Below are 23297 nucleotides of genomic sequence, written 5' to 3'. Positions count from 1 at the left end.
ACCCCCGTATAAGTTTTAGATATTTTCCCGGCCTAATATTTTCCCGGATGAAGGGATCTAACTGTGTTAAAAAGAATTAAGTCGTTGCATTTATAAGAGCGATCGCTAATCAGCCAACCACCGAAAGAAGTATTCTTTTAAATGCGGTTGAATCCAATCCTAGGAAAAAATTTGGCTTTAGTGCCGCTAGCGATCGCGAGTATCTTTTGTGGAGCTTGTACAGATCAGCCAACAAACAAGCAATTGGACACATGGCGAACGGAAGCGATCGCTCTCAACGCGCAGAAGGTAAAAGCCAATTCTCAAGAGCCACAGGAAACTGAATGGAATCTAGCGATTGGGGGGCAAATTGCTCAGAGGGAATCTGTGCAATTGAATTGGCAACAGCTACAAGCATTGGCAACCGAGCGTGTAAAAACCACAGATCCGAATTTCGTACTCAATCCAGAAGAGATTTTTGACTTTCACGGCATTCGTGTCTCTACCCTCTTAAAACAGTTAGCGATCGCCCCCGATGTCAGGAATGTTACTTTTGTCTGCTTTGACGGCTACCAAGTGACAGTTGCCGTCAAGGATTTGCTTACCTACCCGATTACATTAGCGATCGCCAGAAATGGCAAACCAATTCCTCGCGCTCAAGGCGGCCCAATTTATTTAATATTTCCGTATAGACGATACCCAGAATTGAAACAGAAGTATAACGAATTATCTTGGGCATTTTACGTTAGCCACATGATAATTGGTACTGAACCCGTAAGATTACGTGTAGGAAAGCGCGAACTAGATTTAGCGACTCTTGACAAACTGCCCCAAGTCACAATTTCGGACAATGTTGGGTATAGAATGGGCTGGCCTACTGGCAAAGTCAAACTTCACGGAGTGCGCGTGCGCGATGTTTTAGCCTTCGCGGGTGTTCAGTTGCCCGTTAATGGCGAAATTGTGGTGCAAGGGAAGGCACCCATTTATCGTGACGCCTCTAATCCAGTCCGCTTGGCAGCCGCCGACCTGCGCGACTGCGACATTTTGCTGGCAACTAGATGGGGCAATAACCAAGAATCCATCCCGGCAAAAATGGGTGGTCCATTGACACTAGCTTTTGGTTCTAAATGTCAAGATAGGGAAGGGCAACCTTTCTCTTTGAGCAAACAGCGATGGGTGACGTTCGTAGTTGAAATTCTGTCCAATCTTTGATAGAAATTAATACACAACTATCACAAACTCATTCCCTCAAAATATTAAACAATTTTCAGGATTTTAGATGAATAAACCATTAGATGAAGCTCTTTCAACAGAACTGTCTCAACGCATTAAAAGTAAAGCGAAAAATCCCTTTGACAATGCCTACAAAGCAGCCTTGTTAACTGAAGGTTGTATGTATGTTCAAGGCTTTTTAGTTTGGGATGACCAGCCATACAAACCGATTGAGCATGGTTGGCTAGAGCTGGATACTTGTATTGTCGATCCAACCCTGCCACATTTCAATAAAAACCCCCAAGAACTTTACTATTTTCCAGCGCAACGTTTAACCATAAAAAAACTGATTGCAGCAGTAGAAGAAGCTCAGGAAGATTATCCAGAAGATGACGCACTACCTGTTTATGATGCTCTACCGCATGAGTATTACGGCAATGTGATGATGGGCGGGAAAAACTATTCGGAAGCATATAACGAGGCTCAAGCTAAATGCAAAGAGTTGAATAAACCCAAAAAGAAGACTAACTTAGAGAGCGAACCTACTTAAGCCTAGAAAGTATGAATGATTAACAGTTACAGGGAGATACCAAGACTATTAAGGTCTCATCCTAACCTAAAAATTTCAAAACTTAAACCGGGTGCTAGATGACGCTAGTTGGATTTAATCAAAATGAGAATCGCAATCGCTAAAGCATCATGAAAGTGTTTGCTTTCCACTCAATCCGCACCCAGATTATGACTGCGACAACGCTGTTGATCGTCACGCTAGTTGGCTCAATCGTCTGGGTTTGGGCAGATACCGAGAGTAACCTCTACCGCCAGCAGCAGCAGAGTCAAGCAAAGTCGTTAGTCAAGTTATCAGCTTATGCCTTAGCGAACGAACTCTCTGAAGAGAACTGGAGCCAAATTCGCGTGGATCTGGATTTACTGATGAAAGAAAATCAGGATTTTCTATATATTCTCGTCTCTGACGTTCGGAAAAAAAATCAGATCCTTGCAGCGTCTCCCAGCGATTTCCAAAACCAGTACATTCCAGATATTGTGCCAGTAAAAGTGACGAATGCCGCCCTAGATTTATCGCAAAAGTCTACTGCTGTAGAAACATTTGCTTTACGGGATATCAAGTTTTTGGAGAGCATACGCGCGAAGCGTGGCGAACGAATTATAGAGGTAAGTTCGGATGTCCAAATGGTATCTGGTGAAAAAATCGGCACGTTGCGGATTGGGATGTCGCTACGACAAATTAACCGCGCTGTTGTCTATGCGGTAAATCAGGCGTTGCTGGTGGGGACGGTGGGACTTTTCGTTGGTTTAGTGTATGCATATATTTTGGCAAAGCGGTTGAGCGATCCAGTGCAGCGTTTGCAGGTGAGTGCTGCCAGAATTGCCGCTGGAGATTTGCATCATCGTGCGGAAATTAACTTGTCAGATGAAATTGGTGCTTTAGCAAAGTCTTTTAACGAGATGTCAGTCGCATTGCAGACATCGTTTAGTAAGTTACAGAAAACTTTGAAATCGTTTGAACATTTCGTACCGGACAAATTTCTTGCAGTTATTGCACCAGAGGGAATTGAAAACATTCAGGTGGGTGTATCAGCGACGCGAACAATGACGATTTTGTTTTGCGATATCCGAGGTTACAGCTCAATGGCAGAACAAATGACGCCACAGCAAACATTTTCATTTTTGAATGATTTTTTGGAATGTATGGGGTTGCCGATTGAAGAAAGTGGTGGATTTATTGACAAGTATATTGGCGATGCAATCATGGCATTGTTCGATGATGAAGGAACTGATTCCGCTGTGCGCGGGGCAATTCTGATGCAGCAGACGCTTTCCCGGTTCAATGAAGCGCGGATGCAAAAAGGTTTACCAGCGATCGCTGTCGGTATTGGTATCCATCGCGGTGAGGTGGTGATGGGTACCGTAGGATTTACTTCCCGTATTGACTCTACAGTAGTTGGCGATGCAGTGAATTTAGCTTCTCGCCTTGAGGGTTTAACGAAGCAATATAACTGTAATATTTTGGTGACAGAGTCAGTGGTAAATAGTTTGTACCATCCAGAATCGTTCTATTTGGGATTGGTAGATAAGTCGGTCAAGGTGAAGGGGAAAGACGAAGCGATCGCTATTTACGAAGTCAAGCTATAAATCCTTAAAAATCAATCTTTTTATCACTAAATTAACCACAAAGTTTTAACTCTAAACTAAAGTTTGGGCTAAAAGTTAAAACCCGTTTAAACCCTTTACGAATCATTTAGGAATGCTATATTTCTGGGCAAAATGCTCTAACAACAGTCGGTGAACAAAGATATAACCGCCCCCAACTTTTTGTAGCAAAATTCGCTCAGTCGCCCAGTCTAGAAAACGCGCATAGTTCCAAGGTGTGTAACCATTGCAGTAAAGAATGACCCGTAAAGCGAAGTGTTTTACGCAAGCTTCACCCGCTGCAAACATTCCAAAAAATAACCCGATAATTAGTCCCCAAAATAGGGGAATACCCATCACTCCAGCAATGATTTCTAAACCCAGGATTCCTAAAATTGCAAAGAACATTGCATTTCTTGCTGACTGCCAAATCCCTTGATTCGGAACTGTACTGGTTTCAATTCCTGGCCCCATCAACCCACGCATCAATATAAAAATTAGCCACGCACCCAGACCGCCTCGTAGCCCAGAAATCAAACTATCAGTCAACCCTGACTGGAGATTAACCACTAATCCAGAAACTAGCCCACTACTTAGCCCCAAAATTAGCCCAGCAATCAGCCCAACAACTATTCCGGATTTCAGGTTATCTTTTGCTTTCGCGCTAGACCACTTCAGCGTTTCAACTGGGTTAATTTGATTACTAATCACTCCAAAAATTAACCCTGCGCCTAAAAAACCACATAGCCCACTAATGAGTCCAACAATTAGTCCAATTTGCAGTCCCGCAGCGTGCCCAGAAATTATTCCAGCACCCAATGCCGCACTCAGCCCAATCAGCAAACCAATCATAATTGCATACATTCTTCTTTGCCCGTTTGTTAGCAACCAACTAGGTTGAATTCGTTCAATTAAGAATACTGTTTGTGACTTCTCAACTAGCCTTTGTGCCAGCCAACTGAGCCAGTGCATTGCTTGTTCTTTTGAATACTGACTATTTGCACTTTTGCGCTCAAACATTCTTTGAATATATTTATCAAATAAATGTTGGCGGCGTTCTTCTAAATTTAGACCTGGTAAGTCAGTAATTGACATTCCTTGGTAAGCGAGGGTCATAATACTGAGGATTAGCGGAGATTTGGCTAAGTCTTGCAGTGTCGTATCTGCTTGTAATGCAGTGTTGAGCGCTGCTAGTTCTGTTCCTGTACTTTTTAGATATTGATAAATTTGTTCTAAAGTAAGCGGTTGAATGAAGACGGCACCTTGAAATCGGAGGCGGTTTGATAATAATTCATAATCTTTGATGCGGCTACAAACAATAATTTCAGTTTCCCCGTACTCCTGACTAAATTGATTAATTGCTTCAACACAATTCTCCCGCCGTTCTGCACTGACTTCATCTAAGCCATCTAGTAACAGCAGTAGTTGTTGCTCCTTAATCCAATTCTTGCCAATTTCTTTAGAAACTTGATATTTAGTATTGAGTTCCCGAATCAGCCAGTCAACAATTTTTTCTTTAGCATTTGTCCAGGCAGAAAGATTAAATACTACTGAAATTGGCTGATTGACATCTTTTTCGGCAAGATTAATCAGATCCCGTGCGAGTTCTAGAAGGGTTGTTGTTTTCCCTGCACCCGGTTCGCCTAAAATTAGTAAAGTCCGTCCTTCTCCCATCTGATTAAAAAGGTCGATGACTCTAGTATTTTTAGATAAAGTTTGTCTAGGCTGGTCAGCAGTTTCCCAGACAATCCCCCAAGGTCGATCGATGGCATCCAAGCGTTGTTCTAAGCCGAGTTCTATCAGCGCTTTGCCATGTAAGGAAGTTTCAAGGACGCCTTTTATCCAGTAATTTTTGACTTTATTGATCAATATCTGGCGATGGCGATACTCCTGACGATTGTGGGGAATTCTAGGTTCTGATTTCTCTTGGCTAACAGATGGAAGGGGTAAGCTTGGTATCTCTGCGAAGGTAATCGTATCTACATCAGATATTGGAAGCTTTTTGGCGTATGGCAAGGATTGGTCGTGAGGTTGCAAAGCTGATAGCATGGTTTTGGCATCTGGATAGCGATCACTCGAATGACATCGCACTGCTTTATCTAAAACTTCTACTAAATTGGGGCTGAATCCTAAGGCGTCTGCATCCCACATCATCTCGCCCGTCTGAGGGTTAATTTGGAAGTCTTGGGGACGTTTGCCCGTCAGCAGATAAATTGCTGTCAATCCTAGACTATAAATATCGCTTGCGTAGACAGGTTTACCCGCCGCCTGTTCTGGGGGCATATAACCCAGCGTCCCGACAGCAATTGATTGACTGATGTCGCCTTGGGCATCCACCACCCTATCGATGATTTCCTTGGCGATGCCAAAATCGATTAAAACAGGTTTGTCATCCTGTTGTCGCAGAATAATATTGCTCGGTTTAATATCTCGGTGGATAATTCCTTTGACGTGGATATAATCCAAAACTGGCAAGAGACTTGCTAGCATTTCCTTGACTAAATCTTCGCCCAGAAGTCCCTGCTGTTGCAATTTTTGACTCAGGGTGAATCCTTCAATCCATTCCTGAACTAAGTAAAACTGACCTTTTTCTTCAAAATAAGCGTACAACCGAGGAATTTGTTCGTTCCCTTCACCCAGTTGCTCTAAAATGGCTGCTTCCCGCTGAAATCGCTCTTGAACGAGTTGATAAACTTGGGGGTTATTGGCTACAGGTTTCAGTTGCTTGATGACACAAATACGACGGGAGGGCATATAGGTGTCTTCCGCCAAAAAGGTTTCGCCAAACCCACCCGTCCCCAACGCCCGAATGATGCGATAGCGGTTATTTAAGAGCGTCGGTGTCATCTCAGTTCACGCTGTTACTGGTTGCTGGTGATTCTATACAAGCATCATAGCTGGGAGCGATCGCGTTGAATTGTTGAGGTGCAAAGATGCGATCGCATCCACCATCGTTCAAGATACTGCTGGAACGGGGGAAGCAATGTTTTGTAACTTGCAGATTGCTTTCAGAACTTGCAGCAACTTGATTGAAGGTTCAGAGTCGATTAAGTTCAGCGCTGGCAATAGTTGATAAGTTGGGGGAGTCCCTTGCTGGAGATAGACAAACCGATAATCCATTCCATTTGTTGTCAATCCCCAAACTGATTGTTGATGTTCTAGACTTTTATAGGCATAAGCGAGCAATTGAGGTAAACCTTCCAATGCGTTAACACTACTGTTTTTAGCTTCAATCACCAAAATCCAGAAAAGTGTATCTGTTGTTCTTGCTTGAGTTTTATTGACTGCCAAGATATCCATCCGTCCTTTGATGATGGTTTCTTCATCTTCGATGGAAATATCAGCAATTCCCTCTTCTAACGTTATCTTAATGCTTGGCTGATAAAATCCAGCCAACCACATCAACTGGGCAACGAATAAAAATTTAACTTGCCCCTCGGAAATTTTACCCTCTGCGTAGTAATCGCGAAATAAATTGCGGATTCCCAGAAGCTCCTGCTGTTCAAATTCTGTTAAAGGTTCCAGCATTAGTAATGATGGAATTGAAGCATTGAAATGCTCTTCAATTTTTAAAAGACGATGAACATCTCTCAAGGTTAGGCTTTTTGCGTCTAGATTAACAGTCATCGATTTATTGCTATTTTCTAATACAACTTATAACTCTTATTTTATAGCAATCCGAAATAACTGGTGAAGGCGAGATACTCGACTTCTTTAAGAAGTTGGGGAGCTAAACTGCTGGCATCTTTCTACTCAAATAAAATTGCTATATGGAGTTACATTTTTGCAAAGTGTTCTCTTAGCAAGTCGTGAATGAAGCGATAGCGTCCACCGACTTGTTTAATCAACCTACGCTCATTAGCGTAGCTGAGAAAACGCGCATAGTTCCAGGGAATCACCCCACTCTTCCACAAGATTAAGCGTAATGCAAAGTGTTGAATCACAGGTAAACCAGCAGAGAGGATGCCAAACATTAGTGCTAGACCCAACCCAGGAATTACCGTACTGATAGGCTCAACAGACTGCCCTCTACCTACAAACGGGGCTGCGTAAAGTAGCATCCCCGCAGGCAAGATAATCCAAGTAAAAATTACAGTATTTTTGGCTGAATTTTTAATTCCTTGATTGGGTTTATTTCGATTTTTAATGTCTTCACCAATCAGCCCAAAAATCAGCCCAAAAATTAGCCCACCAATCAGCCCATAAATTAGCCCACCAATCAGGCCAAAAATCAGCCCACCAATCAGCCCATAAATTAGTCCACCAATCAGCCAAACAATCAGCCCTTTTCGAGCTTTTTTCCAAGTAATGCTTAATTCGTCACTAAGCTTGATCTCAATATCAAACAGCCCAATAATTAGCCCACCAATCAGCCCAAAAATTAGCCCGAAAATTAGCCCAAAAATCAGCCCAATAATTAGTCCACCAATCAGCCCAATAATTAGCCCACCAATCAGCCCAAAAATTAGCCCGAAAATTAGCCCGAAAGTTAGCTTATAAAGTAATTTTTCTTGAGTGGTGTCTAAAAAACTTGGCTGCATTTTTTCAATAATAAACTCAGTGTGCTTCTGCTTTCTCAGAGTTTTCGCTAGCCAAATCAACCAACGTTTACTATCCTTCGATTCATATTTTTGACAGTCATGAGGCAGTTTCAAGCAGCGTTTGATATAAGCATCAAACAAGTCTTTCCGGCATTTCTCCTGGTATGCTTCGAGTTCAGTCGAAGAATCGAAGTGTTTGGCTTTGCTTTCCAAACCACTTGGATAAGCTACCGGAATGAGATGTAAAAACAGCGGCATCTTTGCCAACTTCAGCAAACCATCTGGATCGTTCTGGATACCTTGCCAGAGATGTCCGCAGTTCAACCGTTGCAGATAGCCTTGAATCTGCTTTTCTTCCAATGGCTTCAGACAAACTGCTCCCCGTAGCGTTAAGATTTCCTCCCCTGCTTTGTACTCTTCCTCACGACAGCAGACGACAATTTGAGATAGGCCACAGGTGGTTTGCAGAAATTTATTAATTCTGTCAATACACTTTCCCTGACGAGTTTTCAATTCATCCAAACCATCCAACAGCGGCAATAATTTACCTGTTTCCAACCACTCACGAGAAATTGCCTCTGGGATATTATTGCGAAACTTCAAGTCAGCTACCAGCCAGTCAGCGATCGCTTGCTTATCATCTTTCCAGCTAGAAAGTTCAAAGATTACCGGGATTGGCTTTTCTGGCTGTTGTTGGGCAGCTAAAATTAAGTCTTGCGCTAGTTCCAGCAGCATCGTAGTTTTGCCAGATCCGGGCGCACCTAAAATCAGCAATCTGCCAGCAATATCTTTTCGCTCAAAGACATCTATAATTTTTTTGCCCGGTTCAGACTCAGCGGTTACTCGTATAAATTTCGGTAGCTTCTCCCACCAACTAGGAGACGGTTTAGCATTTACTGTTACTTCTGGAGGTCGTCCCACCTCTTCCCGTTGGTCTTCCATCAGCAGCGGAATCAACTCATCATCATGCAGGGAGTCTTCCATCCGTACTGTTACATCAGTTAGCATAATTGCCAACAATTCCTGCCGCCATCGCTGTGAATTTACGTCTGGCGTGTCGCTGGATGTCTTGTCGTTTTTACTTTGCCTGTTGGCAAGCAAATAGACCATTGTTGGCAGCGCAACGGCGTACCCAATCCCCAAAGTCCAGCGAAGCTTCTGAATCCAGTCGGCGTTTTGCTTTGCCTGTTCTGTAGTGATTAGCCCTGTGCCGCTGAAAGCTAGGAATCCACAGACTGCCAATAGCCCAAAAATAAAGCACCTTCCAGGTAATGATTTTTGTTTGTCAAATGCACTTGGTAGAAGCGCCACAATCGTACTAAGCAATACACAAATTAACAAAAGCAGCAGATGAAGCAGGTTAAGTGTTGGCATATTTGCAGATACAGATACAGATATAGTGCGATCGCAACCTCAATCTGGGCATAATCGCACTATACTCACACAAATAAATTCGTCGCTATTCTATCCCTCTCCTCCTCTGTACCCTGGAGCGGTTCGATCATCTTTCATCGACCTGATTCCCCGTGCTAACCTGTTGAGAATCATGACGCTGATACACTTGTACCTACCCGAACAGCCTAATTGACCAGCACCTATGGTCTATGTCAAGCGAGTGGAACTCAGTAACTTCAAATCCTTCGGTGGCACCACCTCAATTCCGTTGCTGCCGGGGTTTACCGTGGTTTCTGGCCCTAATGGTTCGGGGAAGTCGAATATCCTGGATGCACTGCTGTTTTGCCTCGGACTTGCCAGTTCCAAGGGAATGCGGGCGGAACGCTTGCCGGATTTGGTGAATCACAACCAAACCCATCGCGGCACGGTAGAAACCAGCGTGACAGTGACGTTTGATTTGTCTGATGTACCGGATGCTTTCGCAGATGAGGAGGAGGAAACGCACAATGGGCAAGGAGAAAATCCTGACGATCCCACCCTGGAAAAAGTGGGTGACGATCCCCCCCTACCCCCCCTTAAAAAGAGGGAGAGAATTGATAACTCAGAATGGAGTGTGACGCGGAAACTGCGAGTCACTCAGCAAGGCACGTACACGTCGAATTACTACATCAACGGTGCATCCTGCAACCTCACCGAACTCCACGAACAAATGAACCGCCTGCGGATTTATCCAGAAGGCTACAATGTCGTGCTGCAAGGGGATGTCACCGGGATTATTTCGATGAACCCGCGAGAACGGCGGGAAATTATTGATGAATTGGCTGGAGTGGCGACCTTTGACCGAAAAATCGTGCAGGCGAAGAACACGCTAGATTCTGTTAAAGAGCGGGAAGATAGCTGTCGCATCGTCGAGGCGGAACTAGTTGCCCAACGCGATCGCTTATCTCAAGATCGCATCAAAGCTGAAAAATACCAAAAGCTTCGCGCCGAACTTCAGCAGAAAGAACAGTGGGAAGTCGTTCTAAAATGGCGCAGTCTTCAACAACAAGAGCAACGCCTCAAAGAGCAAATCGCGGCAGGCGATCGCACTTCCGTTGAGTTAACCACCCAACTAACTGCCCTCTACGCTCAAATCCAGCAAGCAACGGCAGAACTCGACCAACTGAATACCCAAGTGAAAGCGCTGGGGGAAGAAGAACTCCTGGCTTTGCAATCGGTTCTCGCCACTCAGGAAGCGGAACGGCGTGCGGCTCAACGCCAGCAGCGCGAGTTAGAAACAGCACTTGGGACGACGACAGCGAATATAGAACACGAAGAGCGAAGTCTTCAACAACACCAGCAAACGCTGCAACAGCTGACTGAGGAGAAACACGATGTAGAGACGCGATCGCTCTTTTCTCTACGTGCCGCACGGGATGAAGCGCAGCAAATTTTAGAGCAAAGACGGGAAGCCGCCAGTGCGATCGCTGCCGCCTCGGAAGCTTGGGTGCAGCAACAAACCGCCCTGAATCGCCAAATTGAAACTTTACTGCAAACGGTCGAACCGCAACGCACAGAGAAAGCGCAACTGGGAGAGCGTTATGCCAACTTGGAGCGGCAAATCGAGGAGCAAAGCCAGCTTTTACAAACAATTGAGCCAGAAATTACGACAAAACAGTCCCGTTTGGCTGATTTTGAAATCCAAATCAATGATTATGCCCAAGAAATCCAATCTTTAGCCCAATCTCTCGCAGCCGCCGAACACGAACTGCAAATCCAGCAAGAGACTCAGAAGCGACTGCTACAAGAGCAACGGGACAAACAGCGCCAACTCGATAAACTCGAAGCGCAAGCCCAAGCGGAGCAAGAAGCCCAAGGAACTTTCGCCACCAAAGTGATTTTGCAATCTGGATTACCCGGTGTTTGTGGCTTAGTCGCCCAGCTAGGGCGCGTGGAACCCCGCTATCAGCTGGCACTGGAAACCGCAGCCGGTGGGCGTCTGGGAAATCTGGTGGTAGAAGATGACGGCGTGGCAGCGGCGGGGATCGAACTGCTGAAACAAAAACGGGCAGGGCGGATCACGTTCTTACCCCTGAATAAGATTCAACCGCCGCGATTTTCCCAAACGGCGGCGCTGAGTTATGCCAATGGATTTATTGACTATGCGGTGAATTTGATTGACTGTGAGGCGCGGTATCGGGATATCTTCGCCTACGTCTTCGGCAGCACGGTTGTCTTTGAAAACCTCAATGATGCGCGTCGTTACTTGGGGCAGCACCGGATTGTTACCGTCGATGGGGAACTGTTGGAAAGCAGCGGGGCGATGACAGGTGGCAGTAGCAATCAACGTGCTGGGCTGCATTTTGGGACGGCTGACGCGACAGAATCAGCAGAAGCAGCGGCGTTGAGAAATCGCTTGCAAGAGATTGAGCGAATTTTAGATCGCTGTGGTGAGGTTATCAATTCTCTAACTGCAAAAACAAAGCATCTAAGTCAAGAATTGACAGAGGCGAAGGCGAAGCGGCGGGAACAGGAACTGCAATGCGAACAGTTGCAAAAAGAAATTAAGAATTTAATTGTCCAAGCGGAACAAGCGCGATCGCTTCTTTCTAAAAATACCCAAGAATTCCACACCGCTGAGTCTCGCTTAGCCTCTCTGGATGCGGAATTACCCGCGCAGGAAGCGCAACTGCAACAATTGCGGCAAGCTTTAGCAGAATTAGAACAATCTCAAACTTCTAGCGAATGGCAACAAATTCAGGCGACGATTAAAACCGGCGAACAACATCTGCAAGAACGGGAAAAAGCGCTTCGGGCTGCCGAGCAAAGATTAAAAGATTTGGAAAATCAGCAACAGCGATCGCAAGAAAAAATCCAAGAATGTCACCAGCGCTTGCAAGAATATCGTACACAACAGATAGAGCAACAAAATCAGTTAACCGCACTCAGCACTCAGCACTCAGCACTCAGCACTCAAATTTCCCAAACCCAAGCTGGATTGAAACAGCAAGAGGAGAAATTAGGGGAAATTAAACAACAACGCGATCGCGCCGAACAAGAATTGCGATCGCGTCATCTTTCCCAACAGCAGCTGGAATGGCAACTGCAAAAACTCCAAGAAACTCAACAACAGCATCGGGAAGCCTTAGCCACCGTGCAACCGCAACTAGAAGCACAACAGGCAGAATTACCCGATCCGCTGCCAGAAGTGCCCATGCTCGTCAATCCGGGTTCTACCGAGACAGAAGCGATCGCCTTTGACTCCTTAACCGCTCAACTCGAACAATTGCAAAAAGAAATGCGCGCGATCGCCAAACGCCTGCAAGCAATGGAACCCGTCAATATGCTGGCGTTAGAAGAATACGAACGTACCACCACCCGATTAGAGGAACTCACTCAGAAATTAGCAACATTAGAAGCAGAACGCACCGAATTGTTATTGCGAATTGAAAATTTCACCACCCTCCGACGCCGCGCCTTCCAAGAAGCCTTCGACGCAGTCAATCAAAACTTTCAGTCAATCTTTGCCGAACTTTCCGATGGCGATGGCTACTTACAACTCGACGATTCTGAAGATCCTTTCGTCGGAGGTTTAAACCTCGTTGCACACCCCAAAGGCAAACCAGTACAGCGGCTTGCTTCCATGTCCGGTGGCGAAAAATCCCTCACCGCTCTGAGTTTCATCTTTGCCCTGCAACGCTACCGTCCCTCGCCATTCTATGCTTTTGATGAAGTCGATATGTTTTTGGATGGGGCAAACGTAGAGCGATTAGCTAGAATGATTAAACAACAAGCGATGCAGGCGCAGTTTATTGTTGTGAGTCTCCGACGCCCTATGATTGAGTCATCTGAACGCACGATCGGCGTCACTCAGGCGCGAGGAGCTTACACCCAAGTTTTGGGACTAAAATTGCAGTCTCAAAAAGAGTCTGTATGATTTGAATTAGTATTAGTAACTAATAGGATTCGAGATCGGGATTCGGCCTCCAATGACATCTGAACAAATCCGTCAACGCTCCGACATTTTAAATACCCAAGTCATCACCCGCGACACTGGTAAGCGCGTGGGTGTTGTCAAGGAGCTATTGGTAGACATCGATCAGCGCAAAGTTGTAGCGCTCGGTTTGCGAGACAACCTGCTCTCGATTGCGGGAATGCCCCGGTATATGCTCCTCGATAGCATCCGTCAGATGGGCGATGTGATCTTGGTTGAAGATGACAACGTTATTGAAGATATCGACGTTGATGCCTACAGCACCCTGATCAACAGCGAAGTGATTACGGAAACGGGCGAACTTCTGGGGAGAGTCCGGAGTTTCAAATTCGATCCTGACAGTGGCAAAGTTTACTCATTGATCGTTGCATCTTTGGGGCTGCCGCAAATTCCCGACCAGATGATCAGCACCTATGAGCTGCCGATTGAGGAAATTGTCAGCAGTGGCCCGAATCGATTAATTGTATTTGAAGGCTCCGAAGAGCGTCTCGTTCAGCTAACGGTGGGCGTTTTAGAGCGTCTGGGCATTGGCAGAGCGCCTTGGGAACGGGAAGACGAGGAAGCGTACTTCCAACCGACGGTTGCATCGGACAAGCAACTGGGAACGGGCATCCCCATTCGCACTCCGACCGTCACGCCACTTCGCACGTCTACCCCAGTCGTTGACAACCGCTGGGATGAGGACGAGTGGGACGAACCCGAACCAGAACCAATTCGGAAGCGCCAAGCCGAATCCATTTATTACGAAGAAGACGAGGAAGAGGATAACTGGAGCGAGGCAACTACCGAAACACGGGGCGTTCGCTATGAAGATCGACCCTATGCGGACTCTGAGCCATACGATGACGAAGAGGACTACGAAGAAGACGCATACGAAGAGAAAGATGTTTGGGAAGATGCTGAGGAGCCAGAGCCTTACAAAGCGCCCCGCCTAAACATTCCTGAAAAAACCAAAGCGCCAGAGTACGAAGACGGCACCTATTAAGGCGAACCCCACCCCTGCCCCTTCCGGTGAACGTTGAACCCCACCCCTGCCCCTCCCCGTTCACGAGGAGGGGTTTAATATTTGCCCCTCTCCGTGAACGGAGAGGGGTTGGGGGTGAGGTTCCGATGCACATCTTATCGCCATGTCTCCCAGCATCTTTATTTTCTTCGCCGCCAGACAAGCCAAGCGATTCCCAGTCCGAAAATAACGAATAAAGCGATCGCGCTAGGGAATGCCAAGCGATTGGCGCTAGCCGAAGCCGAGCGATTGGCGGGAACTGGCTCCTGACTAGATGGCTGGCTAGATTGACTGGCTTTTGGCACCGCCGTCCCGGCTGCTACGGTGACGGGAAATTTTAGCTCAAACGGCTGGAAATCCGCTCCCGATGCGGGTGTGCCACTGAGTTGCACCTGATAAGCCCCCGGCTTGGGGAAAACAATCTCGGCACCTGGAATGCCTTGATATCCCTCCGCTGAAATGGCTTTCAGTGGGGGTGACAAGATGGGCGAGGCATTTGGCGTGCGGGGTTCAGAGTAGACGGTTAACTGGCAATTACACTGCTGTAAGGGGATGACTTGCCCCCCTTTGCGAGTGAGTGCAAACCAGGTAAGAGAAGATTCTCCAGCTTTGGGGTTGTCATTGGGTTCGATGTGCAGGGTGCCGCCGACATCTTCTGCAATCTGCACCTTATGGGCAGCAGCGGGTGTAACTATTAGTGTCAGAAATAACACCGTTTCACCCATTGTCTGCAACAAATACTTGCGATTATTCCAACCCCTCTGATTAGGATACGGTTGGTCAATTCGACATAAAAACTCCAGATTGCCGTCAGACAGATAACGAACTAAATCTCCAGTTTTGTAGAGGCGGAACCTCTCCCCCAACCCCTCCCCTGGTAGGGGAGGGGAGCAATTCTCTCCCTTCCCTTGCAGGGAAGGGGGTTGGGGGGTTAGGTTTTTAAAATCCGCCAAGTGTATCCGATCCACGGGGGATCTTCTGATACTTTTACCGAGACTGGGGAGGGGCATATAATTTTTCAATTGAGAAAAGTGACCAAATCCAGCGAACTCTCACCAGCAATACACCCAACGCCACCATTCCCAGTAGGACTACCCGCAGCTGATTCACCCAAGTTCCCCCTAAAGTACCAAGGTAATGGGAACCGATTAGCACCGCATGAATTACACATAGGAGAAACGCGGGAATGCCCAGCAGATGAATCTGTCGCCAGCGTTTGCCTAAGGATTTCTGTATCCGGTCAAAACTGGTCAGTGCAGCTGGAGTCATCAACACCAAAGCGATCGCTCCCGCGCCCATCCCCCATTGATGCACTGGCAGCATAAAGAACACCGCGTTGAAATTCCAGTTTAGTGTATGCTCTACCATGTGAAAAATGTGGGCTAGGGACAGCACATAAGCTCCCACTCCCAAGGCGCGGCGGTAATGTAACAATTGTGCCCAGAAGCGGCTAACCGGACGGGCAATCAGCGCCAGCATTAAACAAAGTAACGCTGCGTGTCCCGTGTAATCGACCATTGTGTCGCCGGTTCGCATCAGGGTGAGGATACCAATGGTCAGCGTCACCCAACCGCCCAATTGAAACAACTGGCTGCGTTTGTCAGCACTTAATTTAGATGCCGACACTCCGACGCCCAGCATCATCGGGAGCGTTCCTAGCCCAAAAGCCAGCATGGTTGCAGCTCCCTTCCAGAGACTGCCCGTTTCCGCTGCCTTGAGTTGAGCCGCATACAAGAATCCGCAGGGAATTAACCCCCAAACCAGTCCCAATAAAGCCGGTGTTAAGTCGGGGCGATTTTGGCGATCGCTTGCAGATACCTCTCTGGGCGGCTGGCTCGATTTCAGCGACAGATTGACCATTGCCGCATTCAGACGATTGTGCCAAATGCCTTCCTTGAGGGGATGAAAAATCGGCAGCCGAGGCAGGAAATCTGGTTTAATCTGCGCCAAGCCAAACCAGATCAGCATCAGTCCCGTGAAAATGGCGATCGCGCGACGCAAGTCACTGCCGATCCCAGCCAGTTGCCCTCCGGCAATTAATAGAGAACCCAGCGCCCCAAGGCCAATCCCCGTGAGGGTATAACTGACAATCCGCCCCAAATTTAATAGACCGTGAAAATACAGTTGCTGCTGCCAGCGGGAAGCAGTATTTTGCTGATGGGAAAGGGAAAACGCTACGGTGAGAGGGCCACACATTCCCACACAGTGACCAAAACTCCCCAAAAATCCCAAAGCCATGACTAGCAACAAATCCAACATTATGTTTGTTTCTTAGGAACCTCTCCAGGGGCTTGTTCGGTCGAAAGCTGGATATAGACCCAACTCCCTCAGTCGTTATTCTAGGTCTGGAAGGGGGCGGCGATAAACAAACGGTAATTTTAGGTAGAAACATGAGGAAATGGATAGTCTCGGTGTTAGCACTGGTCGCGATCGCAGTCGTCGTCAGCAGCCATGAATTCTTTCAGCAGCGATCGCAGCCAGTCATCGAAAGCCGGGTCGAAAGCACTCCAGCACCTCCAGTACAGCATTTTGACGTAGCAGCGGCGTCTGAAAAACCTCTCAACGCACCGAATGTAGACCCAAAGCGGCTGATGGGGCACGTCAACGCCTTAAACTTTCAGCGCTACACCCAGATAGAACGCGATCGCACTCGCAAATATCTCACCCAATCCCTCAAAAAATCAGGCTGGTCGCCCAAACTACAACCTTTCGAGGGCGGCGTCAACGTCGTTGCGACTCGCAAAGGCACAGACAAGAACGCCGGAACCGTTCTCATCGCCGCCCATTACGACACCGTTCCGGGTTCTCCTGGTGCTGATGACAATGCCAGTGGCGTTGCCGTAATTCTGGAAATGGCCCGTCTTTTCGGTTCCCGCCCCACTCCCCGGACGTTACAATTGGCATTCTTTGACCAAGAGGAATTGGGACTGCGGGGCAGTCTTGCCTTTGCCGCAAAGCAGACGAATTTAAGTAACCTGCGCGGCGTCATCGTCATGGATATGGTGGGCTATGCTTGCTACACCCCAGGTTGCCAGAAAGTTCCCCCTGGTTTGCCCATCACTCCACCCAGCGATAAAGGCGACTTTCTGGCGGTCGTCGGGGACACCGAACACTTGCCGCTGCTAGACGCTTTTAAAAAGTCCACTCAACCCGGCTTACCCCTGGTTCTTACCCTACCCGTCCCTTTAAAAGGTCTCATGACCCCCGATGTGTTGCGTAGCGATCATGCGCCGTTCTGGTATCGGGGAGTAGGTGCAGTGCTGTTGACCGATACAGCGAATCTGCGGACTCCCCACTATCATCAGCCCAGCGATACACCGACGAATCTGGATCGACCGTTCTTCCAAGGAGCCGCCCGGATCGTTGCGATCGCGACAACTCGACTGTTAGAGGGACGCGATCGCCTGGAATCTGAACCATCCACCTCTTCTCCATCGTCTGGCAGCAATTTCGGGCAATAACGGCTGATATTGCCTGATATTGACATTTCTTGGATTTTATGCAAGAAGCAATATTTTAATGACTTGCAAGTGGTACTCTAGGGGAATACCCAACTTTTTCCCTAGTTTTTCACTTTTCAAGTCAAGCTCCTGGTGAGAATTCGGCGAGTGCAAGAAGAGCAATGTCTTGCGAAAACCCTTACCCAATCGATCATAAATCTTCTAAATCTAATCCAGCTCTACCCTCAGCTAGTCAAAGTTTGATTTGTATCTAAAACAAATGAACGCTAAGAAATTGAGCAAGAAAAAGCCTTTTCCGCCGGAATTATATTACAGCGAAATACAGCAACAAGCTCTGGAAATGAGACAAAAAGCCGTAGCTATGCGCCAAGAATCTCTGAGAATGCGGTTAAGAACCGCATCAATGCGAGAAGATTTAAGAAAAATCCAACAAAATTACCGAATAGCACGACAACAAGAGCTACAAAAACGGCAAAACCCAGCACCTCACCTAGCACCTCGTACCCAGCCGTTAATGTATCAAACAACTTCAACCTGGCTATCGGTATTAGAGTGGGGTTCCTTGTGCTTTAATCCGGCTACCTTTGAAGCCACCTATGCCTCTCAACCTCTGGATTTAACCGCCAAAGAGTGTCGCTTATTAGAACTGTTCCTGCAAAAGGGTCGCTGCATATTGACGCGAGATGAAATTCTCGAACGCCTTTGGCAGCCTGAAGAGACGCCTCAAGAAGAGACAGTCAAGGCTCACATCAAGCATTTACGCTGGAAACTGCAAGCATCAGGCGCTCCCGTTGATTTGATTGAAACCGTTTATGGCGTAGGTTATCGCCTCAAAAATAATCCATCCTGAGATTAAGAGTTATTGCGCTAATTAAATTTAACTTTAATTCTTCCCGACTTTTTCACTTTTGGGCGTTAAGTTGCAGCTCAAGACTTAGAAGAGGAAATAAAGATGCCTTTTTCTCCTTGCTGTTCCCGCTCCTTAGTCCGCCATGCCGGGTTAGGTAAAATTTACTGGTTTTGTAGTTATTGCTACCAGGAAATGTCAAATTTAATAACCCTAGTCAAAGCTAAGCCTGGGTTACAACTAGACCGTCAGAGGCGAAGAAGTTTAAGCAACCCACGTTGAGAGAACAATTAGAAGCAAGAAATTATCTGCGGTGGTACTTCTTCATTTATCTATTTGGTTAATCTTCAAAGGTTTGACAAAGCAGTTTATTCAGGTCAACAAATTATGTTGGAAAATAAAATATGAGTCGAAGAGAAGAAGTTTTTTTGCTTGACGAAGCTACTTTAAATGCTCTTACAAGCTATTGGAAGAGAAAATGTATAAAAGAAGAAAACATGGATAAATATGGGTTCCTTGTATCCATGAGAGATGCCTACAAACTGAGTTCAAAATGTACTGAAGGAACGCCATATCGGGATAGATGGTTTTGGATGCTGCATGAATTTATGCAAGATGAGTACAACAAAATGATTGTTGAGCAGTTTAATCTTGATGGGATAAGCACCCAGTTAAGGAAGGATTACAGCCGACAGCCTTTTCGCATTACCCCTATCCTGTAAAGAAAAAAACATTACCGATTACCGATTACCTGCTTTATAAATTAGCAACTTAATTGGTATGAGTTTTCGGCAAAACCAGATTTATGAATCATCAGCTTAAAAAAGTAGGATAGTTATGACTCAGATACTTGATTCTCTTCCTTCAAATTCTTCTGATAGAATTCTCTGTTGTTATATCAATTCCACCAGCCAAATTCAGATTGCTCGGATTGCGAATATCCCAAATTGGTACTTTGAACGGATTGTTTTTCCAAAAGAACGTTTTTTCTTTGAAGCGTTACCGAATGCTCAGCTAGAAATTCATACGGGCATGATATTTGATGCAAGTCTATCGGATACAATCCCTTGCAATCAGCTATCTATTAAAGAATTGGCGGCTGAGCTTGTCTAATTGCTACAGTTCTAATTGCTAAAGTAACTCAAGGCAAAGTTGGCGGAAATGGTGGGCTATGGTTGCTACACTTCAGGCTGCCAGAAACTTCCCCCTAGTTTGCCCATCACTCCACCCACCGATAAAGGCGACTTTCTAGCGGTCGTTGGGGACACCGAACACTTGCCACTGCTAGACGCTTTTAAAAAATCCGCTCAACCCGGCTTACCCCTGCTTTTCACCGTACCCGTCCCTTTAAAAGGTCTCATGACCCCCGATGTGTTGCGTAGCAACCATGCGCTTGCGAACGCGACAACTCGACTATTGGAGAGCGATCGCCTAGAATCTGAGCCATCCACCTCCTCACAATCTGCTGGCAGCAATTTCGGGCAATAACGGCTGGCATTGCCCCAAAATAGTTGACGTTTTCTGTATCCTATGCTAAAGGGCAATGCTTTATTAAGCTTCTTGGTGGTACTCTAGGAAAACACCCAACTTTTCCCTAGTTTTTCACTTTTTCAGTGAAGCTCCTATGAGAATTCTGCTAGTGGAAGATGAGCAATACCTTGCTACAACCCTATACCAAGCGCTTGTTGACCAAAATTATGTCGTTGATTTTTATCCTGAGGGTCAAGTCGGATGGGAGCAATCGCAAACCTTTCCCTACGACTTGATTATCTTGAATTTGTGCTTGCCGAAGTTGAACGGTATCGACTTTTGCCGACAATTGCGGTGCATGGGCGATCGCACCCCTGTCCTCATCGTGGCGACTCAGGATAGCGCTGCTCAGAAGGTAATGGTATTAGATGCAGGCGCAGATGATTATGTTGTTTACCCCTATGATCAGCAAGAGTTACTCGCTCGCATCCGTGCTTTACTGCGCCGGGGTAGTTTGACGGTACCGCCCATCCTTAACTGGGAAGGCTTGTGCTGTAACACGATTACCTGTGAAGTCACCTATGGCGGTCATGTTCTGGAGTTGACGGCAAAAGAGTATCGCTTAATCGAGCTATTCGTGCGAAATGGTCGCCGGGTGTGGAGTCGGAGTGCGATTCTCGACCGCCTTTGGCCGGCTGAAGAAATCCCACAAGAAGAGACAATCAAAACCCACATCAAGCGTCTACGGCAGAAACTGCAAGCGATTGGTGCCCCGACTGATTTGATTGAAACTGTTTATGGTTTGGGCTATCGCTTGAAACAAGAGTCTTCGGTTTAAGTAGCGTTCAGTGAAACGAGGGCGATCGCTTCATCGGATAGGCAAGTCCTCCAGACCATCCATTGAGTCTCACCCCAACCCCAGATGTTCACTTTTTGGCTCTAACGTCAAAGATAGGTTTAAAAATCGAAGCTCGTTACAGCTATAAATCTTCTACCTGTAACGCAATTTTTACTCTGCTCGTGTAGCTTTTGTTTACACCTAAAACAAATGAATTTCACACATACTAGCGATACAGATAACTCTCTTAATCAATCAAAAAACAGTGAAAGACAACAAAAAGCCAGGATAAGGAGCCAAAAAAACCGGCTTTCATCTCAACAGAAGTATGAAAAACAACAAAAAGCGCTAACTGAGCAAACCAAGCTCCTGAAAACTCAACAAAATAGCCTAAGCAAACTAAGGCAAGAGCGAGAAAAACTGACAAGGCTATTGGCTTCTGCCAAGACATTAATGTGCTCAGAGGGTTCGGCTTTGCAGCCGGTGTTGAGCTGGGGAGACTTACACTTCAATCCAGCTACCTTTGAAGCTACCTATGCCGCTCAACCTCTAAATTTAACTGCGAAAGAGTATTGCTTACTAGAACTATTCCTGAAACAGGGTCGCTGCATATTGAGGCGAGATGAGATTCTTCAACGCCTTTGGCAGCCTGAAGAAATGCCTCATGAAGAGACCATCAAGGCTCACATTAAGCATTTACGGCGGAAACTACAAGCAGTAGGCGCACCCGCTGATTTGATTGAAACCGTTTATGGCGTGGGTTATCGCCTCCAAGAAAACCTCCCCTGAAATGAAGAATTATGACGCTGATTAAATCTAACTTAGCTTCTTCCCGACTTCTTCACTATTAGACGTTAAGTTGCAGATCAAGCGTTTGAATAAAAAAGAAATATGCCTTCGTGTCCTTGCTGTTCCCAGCCCTTAGTTCGCCATGCCGGTTTGGGAAAAATTTACTGGTTTTGTAGCTATTGCTACCAAGAAATGCCAAATCTAAACATCCTTGTCAAAGTTAAGCGAAAGTTACAACTATGACAGAGCGAAAGTAGGTCAGGCAACTAAGGTTGAACGAACAAGCTACAACTCAAAAATTACCTGCGTTGCTGCTTCTTCAGGTTATTTTCATCGGTTAATATTCGGAGATTCTTCAAAGAGGTTTATTTATGATAAAAGATACTGTCGAGAAATATAATGTAAGTCAAAAACAAGACATTTATCTGCTTGATGAAGCCACTTTAAATGCTCTTACGGGCTATTGGCGAGAAAATTGTCTAAAAGAAGGAAACATCGACTACTATGGGTTTCTGGTATCAATGAGAGATGCATTTAAACTTGTTTCAGAATGTTGTGGAGGAAGGTCATCTCAGGATAAATGGTTTTGGATACTGCATGAATTCATGCAAGATGAATACAACAAAATGACTATTTATCAGTTTAATCTTGATAAAAAATAAGGGTTCACCTAAGCCAAGATTTTACTCTATGAACTCCTTTTTTAACCCGTTTCCTGTAAATAAATTGCTAGAGCAGTAAATCATAACTGCCTACTGAAAGTTGGAAAAATCAGAGCTGGTTTTGCTGCGATTTTAAACGACAAACTGAGTAGTGTTGTGTTTTCCAAGTATCTTTGTTGGCGCAATTTATAAGTGGGTTAAGTATTATGTATGTTGATGAGCTTCTCAGGCAATATTCAGCCGGAAAAAGGAATTTTTACCGAGCTAAGTTGATCGGGGTAAACCTGAAAGGAGTTAACCTGCGTGCGGCAGATTTGAGTGAAGCTATCCTGATTGGAGCTAACTTAATGGGGGCGAACTTAAGTGAGGCAAACCTAAGTGGGGCTGACTTAACTTTCTCAGATTTGAGTCGGGCACATTTGAATCAAGCTAATCTCTGTAATGCCAATTTAAGGGGGGCGAAACTAAATCGAGCTAACTTGACTGGAGCTAATTTGCAGGGAGCCATTTTAAATAGTGTAGACCTGAACGGCGCAAATTTAGCTGGGGTAAAAATGCCTGATGAGAGTTTTTACCTAATTAACTCAAAACTTGATTTCTTAAGTTTTACCTAGACAAATCCGAATTGATTCTTCTAAGATTGGAAGCAGTACAGTTATGACTCAGATACTTGATTCTCTCCCTCCTAATTGTTCCGATAGAATTCTCTGCTGTTATATTAATTCCACTAACCAAATTCAGATTGCAAGGATTATAAATATCTCAGATTGGTACTTTGAGCGCGTTGTTTTTCCAAAAGAACGTCTTTTGTTTGAAGCCTTGCCCTATGCTCAGTTAGAAATTCATACAGGCATGATGAGCGCAACAATTCTATTGGATAAAATCCCCTGCGATCATCTGCGCGTTAAAGAATTGGCACCTCAACTGATCTAAGCAGTACAGGAATTTATCAAAGCGTGACCCAAAAACACTTTGT

18 protein-coding genes and 3 pseudogenes are annotated in these 23297 nt (G+C 45.8%); 15 read left to right on the top strand and 6 right to left on the bottom strand.

Features of this window, described 5'->3' with window-relative positions; translation table 11 throughout:
* Nucleotides 1-141: 141 nt before the first annotated feature.
* From H6H02_RS12765 to H6H02_RS12755, 3 genes are all read left to right on the top strand, one after another.
* Nucleotides 142-1191, top strand: coding sequence for a molybdopterin-dependent oxidoreductase (locus H6H02_RS12765; protein WP_190818144.1), 1050 nt, complete (start codon nucleotides 142-144; stop codon nucleotides 1189-1191).
* 67 nt (nucleotides 1192-1258) lie between these two features.
* Nucleotides 1259-1741, top strand: coding sequence for a hypothetical protein (locus H6H02_RS12760; protein WP_190818143.1), 483 nt, complete (start codon nucleotides 1259-1261; stop codon nucleotides 1739-1741).
* Between the two features lie 149 nt (nucleotides 1742-1890).
* Nucleotides 1891-3345, top strand: coding sequence for an adenylate/guanylate cyclase domain-containing protein (locus H6H02_RS12755; protein WP_190818142.1), 1455 nt, complete (start codon nucleotides 1891-1893; stop codon nucleotides 3343-3345).
* Nucleotides 3346-3447: 102 nt separating this feature from the next.
* Here H6H02_RS12755 and H6H02_RS12750 read toward each other — a convergent pair whose 3' ends face one another.
* The 3 genes from H6H02_RS12750 to H6H02_RS12740 all read right to left on the bottom strand — a co-directional run bounded on the left by H6H02_RS12750 (nucleotide 3448) and on the right by H6H02_RS12740 (nucleotide 9257).
* Nucleotides 3448-6189, bottom strand: a complete 2742-nt coding sequence (locus tag H6H02_RS12750) for a protein kinase (protein ID WP_190818141.1) — start codon at nucleotides 6187-6189, stop codon at nucleotides 3448-3450.
* Between the two features lie 108 nt (nucleotides 6190-6297).
* The gene (locus H6H02_RS12745) at nucleotides 6298-6969 is read right to left on the bottom strand and encodes a restriction endonuclease subunit R (protein ID WP_190818140.1); all 672 of its coding nucleotides are present in this window, start codon (nucleotides 6967-6969) and stop codon (nucleotides 6298-6300) included.
* A 149-nt stretch (nucleotides 6970-7118) separates the two neighbouring features.
* Nucleotides 7119-9257, bottom strand: coding sequence for an NACHT domain-containing protein (locus H6H02_RS12740; protein ID WP_190818138.1), 2139 nt, complete (start codon nucleotides 9255-9257; stop codon nucleotides 7119-7121).
* 223 nt (nucleotides 9258-9480) lie between these two features.
* On the opposite strand from H6H02_RS12740, the gene smc reads away from it, so the two are divergent.
* Both smc and H6H02_RS12730 read left to right on the top strand, forming a co-directional pair.
* Complete coding sequence (gene smc, locus H6H02_RS12735; protein ID WP_190818137.1) at nucleotides 9481-13194, top strand: chromosome segregation protein SMC; 3714 nt, start codon at nucleotides 9481-9483, stop codon at nucleotides 13192-13194.
* 52 nt (nucleotides 13195-13246) lie between these two features.
* Nucleotides 13247-14236: a PRC-barrel domain-containing protein gene (locus H6H02_RS12730; protein WP_190818134.1), complete on the top strand. Its 990-nt coding sequence runs from the start codon at nucleotides 13247-13249 to the stop codon at nucleotides 14234-14236.
* Between the two features lie 158 nt (nucleotides 14237-14394).
* Here H6H02_RS12730 and H6H02_RS12725 read toward each other — a convergent pair whose 3' ends face one another.
* Together H6H02_RS12725 and H6H02_RS12720 are read right to left on the bottom strand one after the other, a co-directional pair.
* Nucleotides 14395-15222, bottom strand: coding sequence for a hypothetical protein (locus H6H02_RS12725; protein WP_199329144.1), 828 nt, complete (start codon nucleotides 15220-15222; stop codon nucleotides 14395-14397).
* A 19-nt stretch (nucleotides 15223-15241) separates the two neighbouring features.
* Nucleotides 15242-16513 carry a sulfite exporter TauE/SafE family protein gene (locus H6H02_RS12720; RefSeq protein ID WP_190818132.1) on the bottom strand — a complete coding sequence of 424 codons (1272 nt, stop codon included), beginning with the start codon at nucleotides 16511-16513 and terminating at the stop codon, nucleotides 15242-15244.
* A gap of 131 nt (nucleotides 16514-16644) precedes the next feature.
* On the opposite strand from H6H02_RS12720, the gene H6H02_RS12715 reads away from it, so the two are divergent.
* From H6H02_RS12715 to H6H02_RS12690, 6 genes and pseudogenes are all read left to right on the top strand, one after another.
* Nucleotides 16645-17715, top strand: a complete 1071-nt coding sequence (locus H6H02_RS12715) for a M20/M25/M40 family metallo-hydrolase (RefSeq protein ID WP_190818130.1) — start codon at nucleotides 16645-16647, stop codon at nucleotides 17713-17715.
* A 259-nt stretch (nucleotides 17716-17974) separates the two neighbouring features.
* Entirely contained in the window at nucleotides 17975-18565 is a 591-nt protein-coding gene (locus H6H02_RS12710) for a response regulator transcription factor (RefSeq protein ID WP_190818128.1), read from the top strand.
* A 401-nt stretch (nucleotides 18566-18966) separates the two neighbouring features.
* The gene (locus H6H02_RS12705; RefSeq protein WP_190818126.1) at nucleotides 18967-19284 is read left to right on the top strand and encodes a hypothetical protein; all 318 of its coding nucleotides are present in this window, start codon (nucleotides 18967-18969) and stop codon (nucleotides 19282-19284) included.
* 115 nt (nucleotides 19285-19399) lie between these two features.
* Nucleotides 19400-19654: pseudogene (locus H6H02_RS12700) on the top strand (DUF1830 domain-containing protein); the annotation flags it as partial.
* A gap of 66 nt (nucleotides 19655-19720) precedes the next feature.
* A pseudogene (locus H6H02_RS12695) lies at nucleotides 19721-20050 on the top strand (hypothetical protein); the annotation flags it as partial.
* A 136-nt stretch (nucleotides 20051-20186) separates the two neighbouring features.
* A complete protein-coding gene (locus H6H02_RS12690; RefSeq protein WP_190818120.1) occupies nucleotides 20187-20870 on the top strand; it encodes a response regulator transcription factor in 684 nt (227 codons plus the stop codon).
* 247 nt (nucleotides 20871-21117) lie between these two features.
* Here H6H02_RS12690 and H6H02_RS26660 read toward each other — a convergent pair whose 3' ends face one another.
* Complete coding sequence (locus H6H02_RS26660) at nucleotides 21118-21321, bottom strand: hypothetical protein (RefSeq protein ID WP_199329143.1); 204 nt, start codon at nucleotides 21319-21321, stop codon at nucleotides 21118-21120.
* A gap of 2 nt (nucleotides 21322-21323) precedes the next feature.
* Here H6H02_RS26660 and H6H02_RS26655 point away from each other — a divergent pair, with 2 nt between their 5' ends.
* From H6H02_RS26655 to H6H02_RS12670, 4 genes and pseudogenes are all read left to right on the top strand, one after another.
* Complete coding sequence (locus H6H02_RS26655; protein ID WP_199329142.1) at nucleotides 21324-21659, top strand: response regulator transcription factor; 336 nt, start codon at nucleotides 21324-21326, stop codon at nucleotides 21657-21659.
* Nucleotides 21660-22030: 371 nt separating this feature from the next.
* Nucleotides 22031-22321 (top strand): hypothetical protein, encoded by a 291-nt coding sequence (locus H6H02_RS12680; protein WP_190818116.1) that lies wholly within the window; start codon nucleotides 22031-22033, stop codon nucleotides 22319-22321.
* Nucleotides 22322-22527: 206 nt separating this feature from the next.
* Complete coding sequence (locus H6H02_RS12675) at nucleotides 22528-22935, top strand: pentapeptide repeat-containing protein (RefSeq protein ID WP_190818114.1); 408 nt, start codon at nucleotides 22528-22530, stop codon at nucleotides 22933-22935.
* A 43-nt stretch (nucleotides 22936-22978) separates the two neighbouring features.
* Nucleotides 22979-23233: pseudogene (locus H6H02_RS12670) on the top strand (DUF1830 domain-containing protein); the annotation flags it as partial.
* Nucleotides 23234-23297 lie beyond the last annotated feature (64 nt).

It is taken from the genome of Coleofasciculus sp. FACHB-1120 (assembly GCF_014698845.1).
GTDB lineage: Bacteria > Cyanobacteriota > Cyanobacteriia > Cyanobacteriales > FACHB-T130 > FACHB-T130.
This window is presented reverse-complemented; position numbering and strand designations above follow the sequence as displayed.